Genomic DNA, 18,828 nt, shown 5'->3' with positions numbered 1-18,828 from the left:
GCGCTCGGCGACGGCGTGAAGAAGGTCTACGAGGGCGAGCTCGGCCCGATGAAGAAGCTCCGCCGCGTGCCCGGCGTCATCGCCGAGCAGGAGGCCGCGGCAGCTGAACTGGCCACCGCCTGATGAGCCGCACGCTCGCGTTGGTGGAGAGCCCCGCCCAGTTGCTCAACCTGCTGGAGTGGGCGCTGGGAGAGCGCCGTGGCGCGGTTGACCTTGGCCGTCTCGACGCCGCGGTCCTTCTCCCCCTCGACGGCACCACCCGGCGGCAGCTCGACGCCATGGTGTCAGTGGCTCGTGCCGAGGGCGTCGGCGTGAGCGTGCACGACATCCGCCGTAACCCGGCCGCCCTGGCCCGCTGCGTCGCCGCCCTGGCGCCGAAGCTGGCCGGGGCCGGCCGGCTGGTGATCGGCGACCCCTTCTCCGGCCTCATCCAGCGCCTGCTGCCGCTGACCCGCGCCCAGGACGTGGTGCTCGTCGACGACGGCACGGCGACCCTGGAGCTGTCCACCCAACTGCTGGCCGGGCAGCCGCTCGTACGGTGGCACCGTGACGGCAAGTCCGCCCCGGCTTCCTCCGTCCGCGCCGGGCGCCGGCTCACCCCCGGCCACGGCAAGCGGCTGGAGGTCTTCTCCTCCCTCGCCACAGATCTGCGGCTGCCCCCGGGCGGCATCGTCTCCGTCAACGGCTACAGCTGGACCCGCCGCCGCTACGGGCCGCCTCGGATACTGCCGGGCGTCGACCTGGTCGGCACCTCACTGGCCGAGACCGGCCTGGTCTCCGTCAACCGTTACATCGCCGAGGTCACCACCCTCGCCCACGAGTACGGCGTCGACCGCTATCTGGCCCACCGCCGCGAGGATCCCAGCAAGCTCGCCCGCATCGCCGAGGTCGCCGGCGTCGAGATCATCTCGCCCGAGGTCCCCCTCGAACTCGCCCTGCGATCCGGGCCCGTGGCCCGTACGGTCGTCAGCTTCCCCTCGACCGTCGTCCACACCCTCCCGACCGTCCTCGAGGGCACCGGCGTCCAGATCGTCGTCCACGACTCCATCCAGTCCTGGCTCGTCCCAGGCACCTCCGACCGTGCCGCCGCCTTCCTCGAGGAGGTCATCTCCACCGCCCGCACCCGCCACCAGCTGAACGCGGTACGGCACTAGGGGCCAGGGCAGGGGAAAAGTACGGAGCCGCCCCGGGAGGGCAGGCGTGTTGCGCGTGGGGGCGCTGCGCCTGCCTTTCCCGGGGCGGCTCCGGCATTTCAGAGCCGCCACCCGTATTCCATCGCCCGCTCCTGGCACGAAGGCAGCCCCGACGAACGCCCCATGAGTGAAAGATCCGCTCCGGCACGGTGCAGCCGGGCCGGCCGTTGCCGATGGCAGACGAGATCCCGGCCGGCCTGCGCCCGATGGCAGCGGCATGGGGCTACGTGCGCTGAACGCGGCCCCCGCGCGAGGGCCGCGTCAGAAAGGAAGTCAGAGGCGCATGGGCTGCGGGGCCTCGCGGCGGCCGGCATCGGGGCCCGGGTACTCGCGGATGATCTCGTAGCGGGTGTTGCGCTCGACGGGGCGGAAGCCGGCGTCGCGGATGAGCTCGAGGAGATCGTCGCGGGTGAGCTTGTTGGGGGTGCCGTAGTTGTCGGCGTCGTGGGTGATCTTGTACTCGACGACGGAGCCGTCCATGTCGTCGGCGCCGTGCTGGAGGGCGAGTTGGGCGGTCTGGACGCCGTGCATGACCCAGAAGACCTTCACGTGCGGCACGTTGTCGAAGAGCAGCCGCGAGACGGCGAAGGTCTTGAGCGCGTCCGCGCCGGAGGCCATGGTGGTGCGGGCCTGGAGGGTGTTGCGGACCTTACCGTCCTTGAGGTCGACGAAGTCGTGCTGGTAGCGCAGCGGGATGAAGACCTGGAAGCCGCCGGTCTCGTCCTGGAGCTCACGCAGACGCAGGACGTGGTCCACGCGGTGGCGGGGCTCCTCGATGTGGCCGTAGAGCATGGTGCAGGGGGTCTTGAGACCCTTCTCATGCGCCAGGCGGTGGATGCGCGACCAGTCTTCCCAGTGGGTGCGGTGGTCGACGATGTGCTGCCGGACCTCCCAGTCGAAGATCTCGGCGCCGCCACCGGTCAGGGACTCGAGACCGGCCTCGATCAGCTCGTCGAGGATCTCGGAGGCGGAGAGCCCGGAAATGGTCTCGAAGTGGTGGATCTCGGTGGCGGTGAATGCCTTCAGCGAGACGGAGGGCAGCGCTTCCTTGAGGGCCTTCAGCGAGCGCGGGTAGTAGCGCCAAGGGAGCGTCGGGTGAAGGCCGTTGACGATGTGCAGCTCGGTGAGGTTCTCGCCCTCCATCGCCGTGGCGAGGCGGACGGCCTCCTCGATGCGCATCGTGTACGCGTCCTTCTCGCCCGGCTTGCGCTGGAAGGAGCAGTAGGCGCAGGAGGCGGTGCACACGTTCGTCATGTTCAGATGCCGATTGACATTGAAGTGGACGACGTCGCCGTTCTTCTTCTCCCGCACGTGGTGCGCGAGGCCCCCGAGCCATGCCAGGTCGTCGGACTCGTAGAGGGCGATTCCGTCCTCCCGGGTGAGCCGCTCGCCCGAGTGAACCTTCTCCTCCAGCTCACGCTTGAGCCCAGCGTCCATGCCGCGTCCTCCAGTCAGTCCGCCAGTCCGATTCGACCCGATCGAGCCTACGCCACTGCGTATTTCCGGGGGCATGACCCCAGGCCCCCTCACTCGTCGGGCAGTGCGCCGACCCTGTTCTCCCACTTCGTGCTGAGCACGATCGTCGTACGGGTCCTTGCCACGCCCGTGGTTCCCGACAGCCGGCGGATGGTGCGCTCCAGGCCGTCCACGTCCGGGACCCGGACCTTGAGCATGTACGAGTCCTCGCCGGCGATGAACCAGCAGTCCTCGATCTCGTCCAGGTCGCGCAGCCGCATGGCCACGTCCTCGTGGTCGGCGGCGTCGCTGAGCTGCAGGCCGACCAGGGCGGTGACACCGAGGCCGAGCGCCGTGGGCGCCACTGTGGCCCGGTAGCCGGTGATGACGCCGGCCTGCTCCAGGCGGTTGATCCGGTCGGTGACACTGGGGCCCGACAGGCCTACCAACCGGCCCAGCTCGGCGTAAGAGGCGCGGCCGTTCTCACGTAGCGCCTGGATGAGCTGCCTGTCCACCGCGTCCATCAGAATGGACCCCTTCATTCGTGCCGTGACTGCGCTGTCTGGACAAGAATCTAAGGCATAAGTGGCGGTGCGCCCTGCGCATCTACTCGGCTCTGCCTCCACCGAGCTCGCCTTCCCACCTGCGGTAGAGCTTGTGCGGCACCCTTGCCGCATCCAGTACCCGTCCCGCGACGAAGTCCACCAGGTCCTGGATGTCGGTCGCACCGGCGTAGAAAGCGGGCGAGGCAGGCAGCACCACGGCGCCCGCGTCGTCCAGGGTGACCAGGTGGCGGAGGGTCTGCCCGCTCAGCGGGGTCTCGCGCACCGCCACCACCAGGGGGCGCCGCTCCTTGAGCGTCACGCTCGCCGCACGCTGCAGCAGATCCTTGGACAGCCCGAGCGCGACCCCCGCCACACACGCCGTGCTCGCCGGGACGATCAGCATCCCCTTCACGCCGTACGACCCCGAGCTCGGCCCCGCCGCCAGGTCCCCGGCGGCCCAGTACCGTACGTCCGCCAGGTCGGCCCCCGCGAAGCGCTCGGCCGTCCCGTCGGCGCCGCGGGCCAGCCACCGGGCCAGGTCCTCCCGCCAGTGCGCGTCGCGGAAGGGGGCCCCCGTCTCGTCCAGGACGGTGAGCCGCGCGGCCCGGCTGACCACCAGGTCCACCGCCTCGCCCGCCTGCAGCAGCCCGCGCAGCACAGCCGCCGCGTACGGCGTCCCGGAAGCCCCGGACACGCCGACGACCCAGGGCTTGCGCGGCTTGCTGTCGTCCATGCCTGCGAGCCTATCCCGCTCGCCGCGCAGCCTCTGGATCGGTCAGAGTGTCAGGGCATCAGGACTTCAGGCGCGTGCCCAGGATGTATGCCTCAGGCCCTGGGGTCGTCCTCGGGCCCGGCGCCGCCCTGCTCCCGCCGCCGCAACTCGTCCTCGCGGCGGCGCAGGTCGGCCTCCCAGTCCTTGAGGAGCGACTCGTCCTTCTTGCGCTCCTCGCGCAGCGACCTGAGGAACTCGGGGTTGTCGTCCGGCGCGATCCACGGCCCGGTCTCCGCCCCGGTGCGGTGGTTGCGGTGCCACTCCGACGGTGTGCTGCCGCCCGCCGGGACTCCGCGCTGCTTCCCCGCGACGAGCCAGGCGATCGGACCGACCAGCACCTCACCGAAGAGCAGAATGATGATGACCCAGATCACCTTGGGCAGCCCGCGCACCTCCGGCTCCGGGGTGTTCAGACAGTCGATGAAGGCGTAGATCCACAGCGCCAGCACCAACAGGTACGGCAGATACCCGGACATCGCGGAAGGTCCCCCAGAACGCGGTGAAGGGCCGCACGAGGGGCCCGGTGACGGGTCCAGAGTAGTGCGTACCGGATACTGGAATGCATGGCTTACGACGATCTTCGCTCGTTCCTCAGAGCTCTGGAGAAGGACGGCGACCTCAAGCGCATCAAGGCCGAGGTCGACCCCTATCTGGAGGTCGGCGAGATCGTCGACCGCGTGAACAAGGCAGGCGGCCCGGCCCTGCTCTTCGAGAACGTGCGCGGGACCTCAATGCCCCTCGCGATGAACGTCTACGGCACCGACCGCCGCCTGCTGAAGGCGCTCGGCCTGAAGTCGTACGGCGAGATCAGCGACCGGATCGGCGGCCTGCTGAAGCCGGAGTTGCCGCACGGCTTCGTCGGCGTCCGCGAGGCCTTCGGCAAGCTGGCCGGGATGACGCATGTGCCGCCCAGGAAGGTCAAGGACGCGCCCGTCCAGGAAGTCGTCCTCACCGGCGACGACGTGGACCTGGAGCAGTTGCCGGCCCTCTTCACCTGGCCCAAGGACGGCGGGTCCTTCTTCAACCTGGGCCTGACGCACACCAAGGACCCGGACTCCGGCATCCGCAATCTTGGCCTGTACCGGCTGCAGCGGCACGACCGCCGCACCATCGGCATGCACTGGCAGATCCACAAGGACAGCCGCAACCACTACAAGGCCGCTGAACGGCGCGGCGAGCGGCTGCCCGTGGCGATCGCCTTCGGCTGCCCGCCAGCCGTGACGTACGCGGCCACGGCGCCGCTGCCCGGCGACATCGACGAGTACCTCTTCGCGGGCTTCATCCAGGGCAGGCGGGTGGAGTTGGTGGACTGCAAGACCGTCCCGCTCCAGGTCCCCGCGCAGGCCGAGGTCGTCATCGAGGGCTGGCTGGAGCCGGGCAAGATGCTCCCCGAGGGCCCGTTCGGCGACCACACCGGCTTCTACACCCCGCAGGAGCCCTTCCCGGCCCTGACCATCGACTGCGTGACGATGCGGAAGCGTCCGCTGCTGCAGTCCACGGTGGTCGGCCGGCCGCCGATGGAGGACGGGCCGCTGGGCCGGGCGACGGAGCGCTTCTTCCTGCCGCTGCTGAAGGTCATCGTGCCGGACATCGTGGACTACCACCTGCCCGAGGCGGGCGGCTTCCACAACTGCGCGATCGTCTCTATCGACAAGAAGTACCCCAAGCACGCCCAGAAGGTCATGCACGCCGTCTGGGGCGCGCACATGATGTCGCTGACCAAGCTGATCATCGTGGTCGACGCGGACTGCGATGTGCACGACCTGCACGAGGTCGCCTGGCGGGCGCTCGGCAACACCGACTACGGCCGTGACCTGACCGTCGTCGAAGGACCGGTCGACCACCTCGACCACGCCTCGTACCAGCAGTTCTGGGGCGGCAAGGCCGGGATCGACGCGACCAGGAAGCTGCCCGAAGAGGGCTACACGCGGGACGGGGGCTGGCCGGACATGGTCCTGCCGGACCCCGAAACGGCCACGAAGGTCGACCGCCGCTGGAAGGAGTACGGCCTGTGAGCACCGCCTCTGCCGCGATCCCGCAGCCGGGCCGCACCAAGGCGTTCTTGCGCCTGGTGATGATCGAGCACTCGGTCTTCGCGCTGCCCTTCGCGTACATCGCCTCCCTCACCGCGATGTTCCAGCTCGACCAGAACGTCCACTGGGAGCGGTTGCTCCTGGTCACCGTCGCCATGGTCGGCCTGCGCACCTTCGCGATGGCCGCCAACCGGATCATCGACCGCGAGATCGACGCCCGTAACCCGCGCACCGCACACCGCGAACTGGTCACCGGCGCGGTCACGGTGAAGTCCGCCTGGACCGGCGCGCTGGTCGCCCTCGTGGTGTTCCTCGGCGCGGCCGCCCTGCTCAATCCGCTGTGCCTGGCGCTCGCTCCCATCGCGGTCTTCCCGATGGTGCTCTATCCGTACGGCAAGCGGTTCACGAACTTCCCGCAGGCCATCCTCGGCCTCGCCCAGGCGATGGGCCCGATCGGAGCCTGGCTCGCGATCACCGGGGAGTGGTCCTGGGACGCGGTGATCCTCGGCCTCGCCGTGGGCGTCTGGATCGGCGGCTTCGACCTCATCTACGCCTGCCAGGACGTCGAGACGGACCGCGAGATCGGCGTGATGTCGGTGCCGGCCCGCTTCGGCATCCCGGCTGCGATTTGGGGCGCCCGGGTCTGCCACGCGCTCACCACCGCGCTCTTCGTCTGGTACGCCCTCGCGACCGGCGCCGGCGCCTTCTTCTGGCTCGGCCTGGTGATCGTCGTCGGCGCCTTCCTCTACGAGCACTCCATCGTCCGGCCGCACGACCTCAGCCGCCTCAACCGGGCCTTCTTCAGCGTCAACGGCTTCATCGGGATCGCCCTGTTCGTCTGCGCGCTGCTGGACCTCGCGGTGCGCGGCCTCAGCTGGTAGCGGAGGCCGCGCCCGGCAGCGCTACGGCTTCACGAACGGGATCGCGAACATCTTCGGATACGACCACCACTGGCCGCCGTTGGCCTTCGTCGTGCCGATGATGGCGAACACGAACCCGGCGATGCCGTACCCGATGAGCGCCAGGAGCAGGCTGCCCACGACTACCGGGACGGCCCAGGACCCGGACTGCGAGGAATCCACGAAGGCGGACGACGCGATCACGCCGATGTAGAGCAGGACGGCCAGCACCATCGCGATCGCCTGGGTGATGGCGTGGTTGAGGGCCTGGGTCGCGTGATGGCGGATGAAGGGGTCGTGCCGGTTCTGCGAATCGTTACGGACCACGACGGGTGCGATCCAGCAGAGTAGCGGGCCAATGCAGCACACGGTGCCGCCCACGGTGAGCGTGAGCAGCGCGCCCAGGTGCGCCCACATCGCGACGCTCGTGGGCGACTTCTGGGGCGGATACGGCTGCCACCCCGGCTGCCCCGGATACGGCGGCTGGCCCGGATACCCCGGCTGCCCCTGCCACCCCGGGTGGGGCGGCTGGCCGGGCACACCCGGATACGGCGGCTGCGGTCCGGCGCCCTGGGCACCCGGCTGCGGCCCGGGTTGCGGCGGCACGGATGGCGCGGGCGGCACGGCGTCGACGGTCTCTGCGGCATCCGTCGCGTCCGTCGCATCCGCCGCCGCGTCGTCGCGCTTTTCGAAACTGGTCATAGGTTCCCCCGAGGAGTGCTGACCACCCTTCGACCGGTCAGCGAATGATCCCGGATCGTACGTCACGGAACAGGAAGGCCGAAGCCACGCCCCCCACCAGACCGAACAAGTGCCCCTGCCAGGACACGCCCTGGGCGGTCGGCAGCACGCCCCAGAGTATGGAGCCGTAGACGACGGCGATGCCCAGGCCGACGCCGATGTCCAGCAGGCGGCGGTCGACGAAGCCCCGGACCAGCAGATAGCCGAAGAGGCCGAAGACGACGCCGGAGGCACCGGCCGTGTTGGTGTGCGCGGGGGCGACCAGCCACACCCCCAGGCCGCTGGTGACGACGATCACGAGGACCACACCCAGGAAGCGCCCCAGGTCGCGCAGCGCCGCGAGGAAGCCGAGCACGAACAACGGCACGCTGTTTGCGGCGACATGGTCGAAGCCGAAGTGGATGAAGGCGGCCGGAACGATGTCGCGCAGCTCGCCGAGCTGGCGGGGCACTATGCCGAAGGTGTCCAGCGCATGGCCGGACAGGACGTCCAGCGCCTCCACCAGCCACAGCACGCCCACCCAGGCGAGCATCAGTCCGGCGGCGGCCTTCACCCGGTCGCCGGGCCTGAGGGCCGCCCACTCCCGCGCCCGTCGGCTCGCGGGGCCGCCCGCGTCGTCCGCGTCGCCCACGACAGGTTCGTACGCCACCGAATCCCCCTTCGGTCATGCTCCGTCCACGGTAGACAACGCCGCTGACATTCGGGGCGGTTCCGGAGGTTGTCGGGCTCTAGGGCCTGTCCGGCCGATCTCCGTGGGAGAAGGACGGCCCGCCGCGCCAGCGGCTGATGTCCGCAGCGGCGCCTGCGATCGCAAGGCGCTGGGGGTCCCCCCTGCTCGAGCGAAGTCGAGAGCTTGGGGGTGGGGGTACCTCCCGGCCGAAGGCAGGGGGAGGACCCCCACCCAGCCGCCCCTCGTAGACCTCGCTGGAGTGGACCCAGCGGACCGGGCGGTCGAGCGCCCGCTCGCCGGCCAGTACGTGCGGCGCGGCGTCGGCGACGGCATCGAGGGCCAGGATCTCACGGAGGGTGAGAGCGGGCATGCGATCCTCCCTGGGCACTGACACTTCGTCCTGAGTCAGGCTGTCCGGAGAGTACTTTCCGCACGCTGCCGGGGTGTTTCCGGCCGGACAGAGTGGTGGTCATGACGCTCGATGACATTGGCACCGCCCCGCAGGCGATGCTGGCGACGGCCGTGGCGGAGGCCCGGGCCGGGCTCGCCGAGGGCGGGATCCCCATCGGGGCCGCCCTGTACGGCCCGGACGGGCGTACGGTCCTCGGCCGTGGCCACAACCGCCGGGTCCAGGACGGTGACCCGTCCTCGCACGGCGAGACCGACGCTTTTCGTGCGGCGGGTCGGCAGCGCACCTACCGGGGTACGACGATGGTCACGACGCTGTCTCCGTGCCGGTACTACGGCGCCCGGCCGAGGAGCTGATGTCGCTCGTCTACTTCTACGAGTGCGACCCCCGCACCCTCGTCGAGTCGCTCCCCGCGCCGACCGGCCGGGTGGCGTACGAGCCCGTCGACTCGCACGCCTATCTGCGGGCCAAGCTGGACTCGATCAGCGTGAGTTGATCGGCTCTGCGACGACGTGGGGCCGCCTCCCAGTGCCGGGAGGCGGCCCCACGTACCTGCGCTGCTGCCGTCAGACGCCCGCGTACGAGTGCTTGCCGGTGATGAAGATGTTCACGCCGTAGTAGTTGAAGATGAAGCACGCGAAGGCGAGAAGCGCCAGGTAGGCGGCCTTGCGGCCCTTCCAGCCGGCGGTGGCGCGGGCGTGCAGGTAGCAGGCGTAGACGACCCAGGTGATGAAGGACCAGGTCTCCTTGGGGTCCCAGCCCCAGTAGCGGCCCCAGGCGGCCTCGGCCCAGATGGCGCCCGCGATGATGGTGAAGGTCCAGAGCGGGAAGACCGCCGCGTTGACGCGGTACGCGAACTTGTCGAGGCTCGCGGCGGCGGGCAGGCGGTTCATGATGCCGGCCCAGGTGCCCTTGTTGGGCTTGCCCTGGGTCAGGCCGACCTCGTAGTTGTCGCGGAAGAGGTAGAGGAAGGTCGCCGTGGCGCCGAGGAAGAAGACCGCGCCCGAGATGATCGCGCAGGAGACGTGGATCCACAGCCAGTACGAGTGCAGGGCGGGGACCAACTGGTCGCTGGCGGTGTAGAGGACGGAGACGGCCAGGCCCAGGTCGAGCAGGACGGCGGTGACGAGGAAGAGGCCGATCCAGCGGACGTTCTTCTTCAGGAGCAGCAGGACGAGGTACGCGGTGACCGCCGTGGCGCCGAAGGTCATCGAGAACTCGTACATGTTGCCCCAGGGGGCACGCTCGACGGACACGGCGCGGGCCACGACGCCGCCGACGTGCAGCACCCAGGCCAGGGCGGTGAGGGAGATGGCGATCCGTCCGTACAGGTCGCCCTGCTCGTCCTCACCGGCCGCGCCGGGGCCGTCGGGGATGCCGCGGTCGCTGGCGGTGGTGCGGGTGACGACCTTGGGGCGGTCGAGGACGGTGGTGCCGCCCTGGGACCTGACGGTGACGGCGGGCTTCGCGGACTGCTCGCCGACCAGGGCGGCCGACTGGACGGCGACCTTGCTGCGGCTGCCGAAGGTCCACTCCGCGATGTGCGCGAGGAACGCCAGCGTGTAGACGGCCATCGCGGAGTAGACCAGGTAGTTGCTGATGTGGGCGACGTTCTCGTTGACAGCCGCAGCAGCGGTGATCACGCGCGGGCTCCTTCGTCCTCGGACCGGGTTTCTGCGGAGAGGTCTTCTGTGGGGTCTTCTGTGGGGTCTTCTGGTTCTTCCGGCGGGTCTTCCGACGCCTGGGGCGCCACGGGCAGCAGGCCGTCCACGACGGTGCCCAGTTCGTCGGCGATCTTCGCGGACTCGCTGCGGCCCAGGCCGGCCAGCTCGACGACGGTGACGCCGTCCGCGCCGCGCACCGCCCGCACCCAGACGCGGCGGCGCTGGATGAACAGCGAGCCGATGAGGCCCGCGATCATGGAGATGACGCTGCCGAGCGCCCAGCCGGTGGCCGGCTGGTGGGTGATCTGGAACTGGGCGAAGGTCTTGATGCCGTTGAAGGTGATCGACCCCGCGCCGTCCGGCAGCGTCATGGTGTCGCCGACCTGCATCACCTTGCTGACGATGTTGCCCTTGGCGTCCTTGAACTGCTTCATGTTCTTCGTGTCGAGCTGGTACACGTTCTGCGGCAGTCCTGAGTCCACCCCCAGGTCACCGTGGTAGGCGTTGAGGATGAGCGCCGGGTTGGCGAGCGCGGGGAAGGAGGAGTACCACCCTCGCGTCTGGCTCACCACCGCGGTCGGCAGGAAGGAGCCGCTGAAGCCGAGCTGGTCCGTCTTCCCGCTCTTGTCCCGGGCGTCGGGCACCTTGATGACGCCGGTCGAGTTGAGGTCCGTGTCCGTCGGCAGGAAGGCCACGGCGCCCTGGTAGACGACCGTGCCCGTGCCGTCCTTGACGGTGACGACCGGTGCGTAGCCGTGCCCGTTCAGGTAGATCTTCGAACCGCCGATCTCCAGCGGCTTGTTGACCTCGATCGACGACTTCTGTTGCTTGCCGTCCGCGCCGTTCCAGTAGTGGATGTTGGCGCGGAAGGTGCGGGCGGTGCCGATGTCGGGGCCGCTGGTGGCGTACGTGGCGGTGAAGCTGTCCAGCGTGAAGCCGAAGGGGTTCAGGTCGTCGGCGCCGTAGAAGGTGCCGGGGGTGAAGTCGTCGTACGAGGTGACGGTGTTGGTGAAGCCGTCGCCCTCGACGATCAGCTTGCTGCCGTCGCCCTTCCACAACTGCCCGACCGCGAAGGAGATCAGCAGTCCGAAGAGCGCGATGTGGAAGATCAGGTTGCCCGCCTCGCGCAGGAAGCCCTTCTCCGAGGCGACCGCCGAGCCCCCCACCGCCGTACGGAAACGCCGCTTGCGCAGCAGCTTCTGCGCGCCGTCCAGCACCTGCTCGGGCTCGGCGGTGGTGCGCCAGGTCGCGTACGCGGGCAGTCGGGTCAGGTTGCGCGGCGCGGCCGGGGGCTTGGCGCGGAGCTGGCCGACGAACTGCCAGCTGCGCGGGACGATGCAGCCGGCCAGCGAGATGAACAGCAGGATGTAGATCGCCGAGAACCAGGGCGAGCTGTAGACGTGGAAGAGGCCGAGCTTCTCGTAGATGGGCGCGACGGTGGTGTGCGCGTCCTTGAAGTCCTGTGCCTTGACCGCGTTCGTGTTGGTCTGCGGGATCAGTGAGCCGGGGATCGCGGCGAGAGACAGCAGGAAGAGCAGGATCAGCGCGACCCGCATCGAGGTCAGCTGCCGCCACATCCAGCGCACCCAGCCCCAGACCTCGCGGCCGGTCCAGGCAAGTCCCCCGCCGAGGCCCGGTGCTCGTACGCCGCCGAAGGAGCCGGGAACGACCGTGCCCAGGTCCTCCTGGGGGGCGGTGGACAGCTGCGCGCCGGCGGTGCCGAGCTCGCTCTCGTCGGTTTCGGTGGTGCTCATGGATCAGATCCCTGGGGTGAAGCCGGAAGACCAGATCTGCATCTGGTAGACGATGTGGTCCCACACGCCGGTGACGAGCAGCACGCCGACCGCGACCAGCATGCCGCCGCCGACCCGCATGACCCATACATAGTGGCGCTTGACCCAGCCGAAAGCGCCCAGCGCACGGCGGAAGGCGACCGCGGCGAGGATGAACGGCACGCCGAGGCCAAGGCAGTAGAACACGGTGAGCAGTGCGCCGCGCGCGGCGCTGGCCTGGTTGAAGGCAAGAGTTTGTACGGCGCCGAGCGTCGGGCCGATGCAGGGCGTCCATCCGATCCCGAACAGCGCGCCGAGCAGCGGCGCCCCGGCCAAACCCATCGCGGGCCGCTTGTGGAAGCGGAACTCGCGCTGGGTGAGCCCGCCGACGAAGCCCATGAAGGCCAGGCCCATGACGATGGTGAGCGCGCCCAGCACCTTGGTGATGACGTCCTTGTGTGTCTGCAGCGTCCAGCCGAAGTTGCCGAACAGCGCGCCGCCGGAGACGAAGACCGCCGTGAAGCCGAGGACGAACAGCGAGGCGCCGGCGATCATCCGGCCCCGCTTGGCCTCGGCGAGGTCCGTGCCGGTGACCCCGGTCACGTACGAGAGATAGCCCGGCACGAGCGGCAGGACGCAGGGCGAGAAGAAGGAGACCAGGCCACCGAGCAGCGCGATCGGCACGGCGGCCAGCAGTGCTCCGTTGAGCACGGTCTTGTTGACATCGCCGGCCGCGGCCAGGGTGACGAGTGGGGTCACGTCACTTCTCCGCGATCAGCGGGTCGAGGGCCTTGCTCAGCTCGCTCTCGGTGAGTGCCTTGAGAGCACGCACCGCGATCTTGCCCTGTCGGTCGAGGATGATGGTGGTGGGGATGGCCTGCGGGTTGAGGCTGCCCTTGGGGAAGCGCAGGATCAGCTTGCCGGTGGGGTCGTACAAGCTGGGGTAGGTGACGTCGTACCGCTTCTCGAACGCCACGGCCTGCGCGGTCTGCAGATCACGGGTGTTGATCCCGATGAACTGGACGCCCTTGGACTTGGTGGCGTTGGCGACGGCCACCAGGTTACTGGCCTCGGCCCGGCAGGGCGAGCACCACGATCCCCAGATGTTGAGGACGACGACCTTGCCCTTGTAGTCGGACACGCTCAGGTCGGCACCGTCCACGGTCTTGCCGCTCAGCGCCGGGGCAGCCTCGCGGTGCCCCTGCTGAACCGTGCTGATCTCTCCGGTGCCGGAGACGAAGTTGGTGCCGCTGCCGGAGGAGGACGAGCCGGAGCCCGACGTGCAGGCGGACAGCGCCAGCAGCGCGAACGCGGCGGCCCCGGCAAGTGCCGAGGCCCTGCGGAGCGAACGGCATCGAGGGGCGCGCGCAGTACTCATGTGAAAAGTTTCGCATGGGGTGCCGCGCGATCTTACGCGCCCCCGACACCTTTGCCGAAAGCGGCAAATGCCCCAAGTAAGGGCGGGGTGATCGACGGGCCGTCAGGCCGCGTTCCGGGCGGCGATCAGCCCGCGTTGGCGGTGGTCAGCTCGCGCCCGCCTTCGCGAAGACGTTGACGAACGTGTCCTCGAAGGCCTTGAGGTCGTCCGGCTTCCGGCTGGTCACCAGCACGTTCGGCCCGGAGTCGCAGATCTTGACCTCCTCGTCGACCCACGTGCCGCCCGCGTTGCGTATGTCGGTGCGCAGGCTGGGCCAGGAGGTGAGGGTACGGCCGCGTACGACGTCGGCCTCGACCAGCGTCCACGGCGCGTGGCAGATCGCGGCGACCGGCTTGCCCTGACTGAAGAAGTCCGCGGCGAAGGACACGGCCTGCCCGTCCGTCCGCAGGAAGTCGGGGTTGGCGACACCGCCGGGGAGTACGAGGGCGTCGAAGTCCCCGGCGCTCACGTCCCGGACGACGGCGTCGACCGCAAAGGTGTCGGCCTTGTCGAGGTGGTTGAAGGCCTGGATCCGTCCTTCCTTGAGCGAGATGAGCCTCGGCGTGCCGCCCGCTTCCTGCACGGCCTGCCAGGGGCTGGTCAGCTCGATCTGCTCGACGCCTTCGGGGGCGACGAGAAAGGCGATGGTCTTGCCCTGCAGTGTGTTCGACATGTGGGTCGCCTCCCCACCCTTTACCGGACGAAACGGTCGCCGCGCGCCTTCCCGCCGTCGTACGCGAAACGTTTCTGCAGACCCGGCTCCGCCAGGAACTCCTGCCACCCCGCAGCCGGTGCCTCCCCGGGCGCCAGGGTCCGCAGCTTCGCCAGCACAGCCGGATCCTGGGCGTCCAGCCAGTCCACGAAGTGCCGGAAGGAAACCAGCCGCACGTCCTGGTGGTCGGCGATGCGCTTGAGGGCGTCCTCGACGGCGTTCATGTAGATCCCGCCGTTCCACTCCTCGAAGTGGTTGCCGATGAACAGCGGCGCCCGGTTCGTCTCGTACGCCCGACGGAAGCCCGAGAGGTACGCCTCGCGCGCCTGGCGCTCCCACCCGGGGTAGTTGCGCGGGTCGCTGCGGGTGGCGCGGACGGACTGGTTGGCCAGCATGTTGTAGTCCATCGACAGCACCTCGAAGCCGTGCCCCGGGAAGGGCATCGCCTGCAGCGGCAGGTCCCACAGCCCGTACGTCCTCGACGGCCAGGTCTGCATGCCGCCGGGTGAGCTGGCGTCGTACCGCCAGCCCAGGCGGGAGGCGACGGGGAGCAGGCTCTTCTGGCCCAGGAGGCAGGGGGTGCGGGCACCGATCAGTTCCTTGCGGTAGTCGAAGGGCAGCGGGTCGAGGTCGCGGAAGCCGGTGTTCGTACGCCAGCTCTCGACGAAGGCGATCGCCTGCTCGATCTCGCTGTACCAGTCGCGGGACGACCAGCGGCCGACCGAGCCGGTGCCGGTGCAGAAGTGCCCGTTGAAGTGCGTGCCGATCTCGTGGCCCTCCAGCCAGGCCAGCCGCACCTGGTCGAGGGTGGCCCGGACGTGGGCGTCGGTGAGATATCCGATGGCGGAGGCGCCGACGGGGTTGTGGGGCGGGCGGTAGAAGTGCCGCTTCGACTCGGGGAGGAGATAGATCCCCGAAAGGAAGAAGGTCATCTTCGCGCCGTGGTCGGCTGCGACCTTGCGGAAGCGCGTGAACAGCCCGGTGTCCAGTTCCCCGGCCCCGTCCCAGGAGAAGATCACGAACTGCGGCGGCTTCTGCCCCGGCTCCATCGGCCCCGGCGGGGGCGGCTGGTGCGGCTGCTCGCCGGTGTCGGCGGTCGAGCCGTCGCCGATCAGCCGTGCGGGGGGCTCCTGTGGCCTGCGCGGCTTGTGCGGCTTGCGCGGGGCGGGGCCGGGGTGCGCCTCCGGGTGCGGCTCGGAGCCGCTGGTCAGTCCGAACGTCGCCGCGCCCACCACCCCGGCGGCCCCCGCCGCCAGCCCCACCATCCCCCGTCGGCTGATATGAGTCATACGCACGCACCCCGTCCGTGCTCAAAATCTGACAATAATGACAACTAGCCAGATTCCATGACGACCACGGCGGTTCATTCCCCAGGGCAGGATTCACGCGTACGGCGCACGCCCCGCTTACGCCCTGTTCACGCCCCGAAGCCCTTCGATATCTACGCCCCGAAGCCCTTCGAGCCGCCCTTGACCGGCTTCGCCCCGGCCAGCAGATGCGCCGGCACCAGATCACGGGCCGGCTCGCTGTAGCCGATCGCCACGATCTTGTCGCCCTCGTACGTGAACGAGGTCAGCGAGGCCAGCGTGCACTGCCGCTTGCGCGGGTCGTGCCACAGCCGCCGCCGCTCGGCGAAGCTCCGTACGATCCAGATCGGCAGCTGATGGCTCACCGCCACCGCCTCGTGCCCGCGCGCCGCGTCCCGGGCCGCGCCGAGGGCCGCCATCATCCGTACGACCTGATCGACGTACGGCTCGCCCCAGCTCGGCTTGAACGGGTTGACCAGGTGCCTCCAGTTGGCCGGGTTCTTCAGCGCGCCGTCGCCGACGCCGAAGGTCTTGCCCTGGAAGACGTTCTCCGCCTCGACCAGCCGGTCGTCGGTCGCCGTCTTCAAGCCCAGCTTCGCCGCGATGGGCGCCGCCGTCTCCTCCGCCCGCTCCAGCGGCGACGCCACGACGTGCGTGATGTCGCGGCCGGCCAGATGCTCGGCGACCCGGTCGGCCATCTTCCGGCCCAGGTCGGACAGGTGGTAGCCGGGCAGCCGCCCGTAGAGCACGCCGGTGGGGTTCTCGACCTCGCCGTGGCGCATCAGGTGGACGACGGTGATGTCCTTGTCAGAGCTCATGCCGTGGCCTCCGCGGCGGCTCGGGCAGCGGCGGGAAGCGCTGCGGCAATCCGCTCGATGGCGGCGGCGTCGTGCGCGGACGACACGAACCATGACTCGAAGGCGGAGGGTGGCAGATAGACGCCCTGCGCGAGCATCGTGTGGAAGAAGCCGTTGAAGCGGAAGGCCTCCTGCTTCCTGGCCAGGTCGTAGTCGGTGACCGCCTCGTCCGTGAAGAACACGGAGAACATGTTCCCCGCGGTCTGCAGCCGGTGCGCCACGCCCTCCTTGCTCAGCGCCTCGCTGACCAGTCCCGACACCTCGGCCGCCACCCGGTCCACGGTCTCGTACACCGCGTCGTCGAGCAGCCGCAGCTGGGCGAGGCCCGCGGCCGTCGCCACCGGGTTACCGGACAGCGTGCCCGCCTGGTAGACCGGCCCGGCGGGCGCGAGGTGCCCCATCACGTCGCCTCGGCCGCCGAAGGCCGCGGCCGGGAAGCCGCCGCCCATCACCTTGCCGAAGGTCATGAGGTCCGGGCGCACGCCGTCGATCCCGTACCAGCCGGCCTTGGAGACCCGGAAGCCGGTCATGACCTCGTCGGAGATGTAGAGCGCGCCGTCCGCCCGGCAAAGGTCGGCCAGCCCCTGGTTGAACCCGGGCAGCGGCGGCACGACGCCCATGTTCCCCGGCGACGCTTCCGTGATCACGCACGCGATCTCGCCCGGGTGCGCTGCGAAGGCGGTCCGTACGGCCTCCAGGTCGTTGTACGGCAGCACGATCGTGTCGCCCGCCTGTGCGCCCGTCACCCCAGGCGTGTCCGGCAACCCGAAAGTGGCAACGCCGGAACCCGCCGCCGCCAGCAGCGCGTCCACATGACCGTGGTAGCAACCCGCGAACTTGACCACCTTCGCCCGGCCCGTGAAGCCGCGCGCCAGCCGGATCGCCGACATCGTCGCCTCGGTCCCCGACGACACCAGCCGCACCTGCTCCACCGGCGCCACCCTGGCCACGATCTCCTCGGCCAGCTCCACCTCGCCCTCACCGGGCGTGCCGAAGGACGTACCGCGCGCGACCGCCGCCTGCACCGCGCCGATCACTTCGGGGTGCGCATGGCCGAGGATCATCGGTCCCCACGAGCACACAAGATCAACGTATTCGCGGCCGTCGGCGTCCGTCAGGTACGGACCCTTTCCGGACACCATGAACCGGGGCGTACCGCCCACCGCCCGGAAGGCCCGGACCGGCGAGTTCACGCCACCTGGGGTCACCGCCGAAGCTCGGTCGAACAGGGTCTGAGAAACTGGCGCTTCGTATGCGTACGGATAGCTCACAAGCACATGCTCTCAAATGCTGAGCGTGGCGGGCGTTGCGCGGTCAGGTCTCGACCGTGCATCTGAGACGATGATCGGGTTGCGCGGTTGCGCCTGTGGATGGTCGGGTAGTGAAATGCAGCGCGGTGGCGAGCTGGGCGATGGTGCGGGCGATGACCACGAGCCCGAACCTGCCCGCCCCACCGGACGCCGCCGCCGGTCATCAGCCGATCGCGAACAAACCGCAGAGAGTGGGAGCAGGGGTGGCCGAGTGGGGGTGACCTACAAGTACTTCGGTGCGCCGGACGGAGCCACCGCGGCCCGCGTACCCATCTCCATGCGCCCCGAGGAACTCGGCGGCGACGAGCTGGGCCAGGGTCTGTACACCAAGGTCAAGCCGGAAACCATGGCCGCCATGGTCCTCACCGGCATCGAGGGCATACCCCCCGCCAAGGTCCCTCCCCTCGAGCTCGTCGTCCTCCACCCCGACTACGCCGTCGTCAAGCTCCCCATATCCGTCGTCGAACCCCTCCGCAAAGCCGACGAGGAATCCCTCGGCGCCGCCGCCTTCATCTGGTCCACCGTCCCCGACCGTCGCGGCCCCCGTGACGCCTTCGTCATCTACCAGATGCTCCACGAATGGCAGGACTTCGCCCAACGCTGCCACGAGTCGGGGCACCAGCTCTACTGCCTGGTCTGGCCGTGACCGCAGGCCGCGGCGCCCTCTTAGCGGCAGCCCTGGCGGTCCTGGGCGGCACCTACGCCCTGACCGCCTGCAGCACCCTCCCCATTCCCGAGGGCCCCACCCCCCGGCGACCCCAACTGGTACGTCTGCACCACCGACAGCCACTGGAAGCGCACCAACGCCGCCCGATAATTCGGTTGGTCGCGGCCGGCGCTGCGTCGATACTGTCGCGGTGTTCTCAGACGCTGACGCCGCCGCGCTCTACGACCTGCTGAACCCCTGGGATCCCGGCCACCACCCCGGAGACCGCACTTCGTCTTCGAGACGCGCCACCCGCAGGCCCGTGCCTGGGAGGGATGGAATCTTCGGAGACGGTACGTCCCAAGAACATGGGCGTTCTCCTGGCGGATGTGCTGGCGAATGGCGAGCGTCGTGCGGGGCCGCTCT

Annotated in this window: 19 protein-coding genes and 3 pseudogenes; 7 read left to right on the top strand and 15 right to left on the bottom strand. The window is 69.6% G+C overall.

The window, feature by feature from the left end:
- Together EFK10_RS50180 and EFK10_RS15090 are read left to right on the top strand one after the other, a co-directional pair.
- Positions 1–123: pseudogene (locus tag EFK10_RS50180) on the top strand (N-acetylneuraminate synthase family protein); the annotation flags it as partial.
- Complete coding sequence (locus EFK10_RS15090; RefSeq protein ID WP_127356206.1) at positions 123–1,154, top strand: hypothetical protein; 1,032 nt, start codon at positions 123–125, stop codon at positions 1,152–1,154. The pseudogene EFK10_RS50180 and the gene EFK10_RS15090, both read left to right, overlap by 1 nt.
- A gap of 312 nt (positions 1,155–1,466) precedes the next feature.
- On the opposite strand, the gene mqnE is transcribed toward EFK10_RS15090, so the two are convergent.
- From mqnE to EFK10_RS15065, 4 genes are all read right to left on the bottom strand, one after another.
- Positions 1,467–2,630: an aminofutalosine synthase MqnE gene (gene mqnE / locus EFK10_RS15080; RefSeq protein ID WP_127356205.1), complete on the bottom strand. Its 1,164-nt coding sequence runs from the start codon at positions 2,628–2,630 to the stop codon at positions 1,467–1,469.
- A gap of 89 nt (positions 2,631–2,719) precedes the next feature.
- Complete coding sequence (locus EFK10_RS15075; RefSeq protein WP_127356204.1) at positions 2,720–3,172, bottom strand: Lrp/AsnC family transcriptional regulator; 453 nt, start codon at positions 3,170–3,172, stop codon at positions 2,720–2,722.
- 82 nt (positions 3,173–3,254) lie between these two features.
- Positions 3,255–3,926: a UbiX family flavin prenyltransferase gene (locus EFK10_RS15070; RefSeq protein WP_127356203.1), complete on the bottom strand. Its 672-nt coding sequence runs from the start codon at positions 3,924–3,926 to the stop codon at positions 3,255–3,257.
- A gap of 92 nt (positions 3,927–4,018) precedes the next feature.
- Entirely contained in the window at positions 4,019–4,441 is a 423-nt protein-coding gene (locus tag EFK10_RS15065) for a PLD nuclease N-terminal domain-containing protein (RefSeq protein WP_127356202.1), read from the bottom strand.
- 87 nt (positions 4,442–4,528) lie between these two features.
- Between EFK10_RS15065 and EFK10_RS15060 the strand changes: the two genes are divergently transcribed.
- Complete coding sequence (locus tag EFK10_RS15060; protein ID WP_127356201.1) at positions 4,529–5,980, top strand: menaquinone biosynthesis decarboxylase; 1,452 nt, start codon at positions 4,529–4,531, stop codon at positions 5,978–5,980.
- Positions 5,977–6,879, top strand: a complete 903-nt coding sequence (gene mqnP / locus EFK10_RS15055; RefSeq protein WP_127356200.1) for a menaquinone biosynthesis prenyltransferase MqnP — start codon at positions 5,977–5,979, stop codon at positions 6,877–6,879. The genes EFK10_RS15060 and mqnP overlap by 4 nt, the downstream gene beginning before the upstream one ends.
- Positions 6,880–6,900: 21 nt before the next feature.
- On the opposite strand, the gene EFK10_RS15050 is transcribed toward mqnP, so the two are convergent.
- From EFK10_RS15050 to EFK10_RS50170, 3 genes are all read right to left on the bottom strand, one after another.
- Positions 6,901–7,599, bottom strand: a complete 699-nt coding sequence (locus tag EFK10_RS15050; RefSeq protein WP_127356199.1) for a DUF4870 domain-containing protein — start codon at positions 7,597–7,599, stop codon at positions 6,901–6,903.
- A 37-nt stretch (positions 7,600–7,636) separates the two neighbouring features.
- Positions 7,637–8,170, bottom strand: a complete 534-nt coding sequence (locus EFK10_RS15045; protein WP_127356208.1) for a rhomboid family intramembrane serine protease — start codon at positions 8,168–8,170, stop codon at positions 7,637–7,639.
- Between the two features lie 196 nt (positions 8,171–8,366).
- Positions 8,367–8,678 carry a PucR family transcriptional regulator ligand-binding domain-containing protein gene (locus EFK10_RS50170; RefSeq protein ID WP_240677230.1) on the bottom strand — a complete coding sequence of 104 codons (312 nt, stop codon included), beginning with the start codon at positions 8,676–8,678 and terminating at the stop codon, positions 8,367–8,369.
- A 101-nt stretch (positions 8,679–8,779) separates the two neighbouring features.
- Between EFK10_RS50170 and EFK10_RS15035 the strand changes: the two are divergent.
- Positions 8,780–9,049 (top strand): annotated as a pseudogene (locus EFK10_RS15035) (nucleoside deaminase); the annotation flags it as partial.
- A 2-nt stretch (positions 9,050–9,051) separates the two neighbouring features.
- Positions 9,052–9,213, top strand: a pseudogene (locus EFK10_RS15030) (isopenicillin N synthase family dioxygenase); the annotation flags it as partial.
- A 70-nt stretch (positions 9,214–9,283) separates the two neighbouring features.
- Here EFK10_RS15030 and ccsB read toward each other — a convergent pair.
- From ccsB to hemL, 8 genes are all read right to left on the bottom strand, one after another.
- A complete protein-coding gene (ccsB, locus tag EFK10_RS15025; RefSeq protein WP_127356207.1) occupies positions 9,284–10,357 on the bottom strand; it encodes a c-type cytochrome biogenesis protein CcsB in 1,074 nt (357 codons plus the stop codon).
- Entirely contained in the window at positions 10,357–12,135 is a 1,779-nt protein-coding gene (resB, locus tag EFK10_RS15020) for a cytochrome c biogenesis protein ResB (protein ID WP_127356198.1), read from the bottom strand. Before resB ends, ccsB begins: the two co-directional genes overlap by 1 nt.
- 3 nt (positions 12,136–12,138) lie before the next feature.
- Entirely contained in the window at positions 12,139–12,912 is a 774-nt protein-coding gene (locus tag EFK10_RS15015; RefSeq protein ID WP_127356197.1) for a cytochrome c biogenesis CcdA family protein, read from the bottom strand.
- A 1-nt stretch (position 12,913) separates the two neighbouring features.
- Entirely contained in the window at positions 12,914–13,531 is a 618-nt protein-coding gene (locus EFK10_RS15010) for a TlpA family protein disulfide reductase (protein ID WP_127356196.1), read from the bottom strand.
- A 145-nt stretch (positions 13,532–13,676) separates the two neighbouring features.
- Positions 13,677–14,243, bottom strand: a complete 567-nt coding sequence (locus EFK10_RS15005) for a type 1 glutamine amidotransferase domain-containing protein (protein WP_127356195.1) — start codon at positions 14,241–14,243, stop codon at positions 13,677–13,679.
- Positions 14,244–14,263: 20 nt separating this feature from the next.
- Positions 14,264–15,571, bottom strand: coding sequence for a polysaccharide deacetylase family protein (locus tag EFK10_RS15000; protein WP_127356194.1), 1,308 nt, complete (start codon positions 15,569–15,571; stop codon positions 14,264–14,266).
- Positions 15,572–15,723: 152 nt separating this feature from the next.
- Positions 15,724–16,407 (bottom strand): histidine phosphatase family protein, encoded by a 684-nt coding sequence (locus EFK10_RS14995; protein WP_127356193.1) that lies wholly within the window; start codon positions 16,405–16,407, stop codon positions 15,724–15,726.
- Positions 16,404–17,717, bottom strand: a complete 1,314-nt coding sequence (gene hemL, locus EFK10_RS14990; RefSeq protein ID WP_127356192.1) for a glutamate-1-semialdehyde 2,1-aminomutase — start codon at positions 17,715–17,717, stop codon at positions 16,404–16,406. Before hemL ends, EFK10_RS14995 begins: the two co-directional genes overlap by 4 nt.
- A 115-nt stretch (positions 17,718–17,832) precedes the next feature.
- Here hemL and EFK10_RS14985 point away from each other — a divergent pair, with 115 nt between their 5' ends.
- A complete protein-coding gene (locus EFK10_RS14985) occupies positions 17,833–18,402 on the top strand; it encodes a hypothetical protein (protein ID WP_240677229.1) in 570 nt (189 codons plus the stop codon).
- The last annotated feature ends 426 nt before the right edge of the window (positions 18,403–18,828 follow it).

It is taken from the genome of Streptomyces soli (assembly GCF_003999195.1).
GTDB lineage: Bacteria > Actinomycetota > Actinomycetes > Streptomycetales > Streptomycetaceae > Actinacidiphila > Actinacidiphila soli.
Note: the sequence above shows the minus strand (reverse complement) of the source record. Positions and strands in the feature narration are given on the sequence as shown.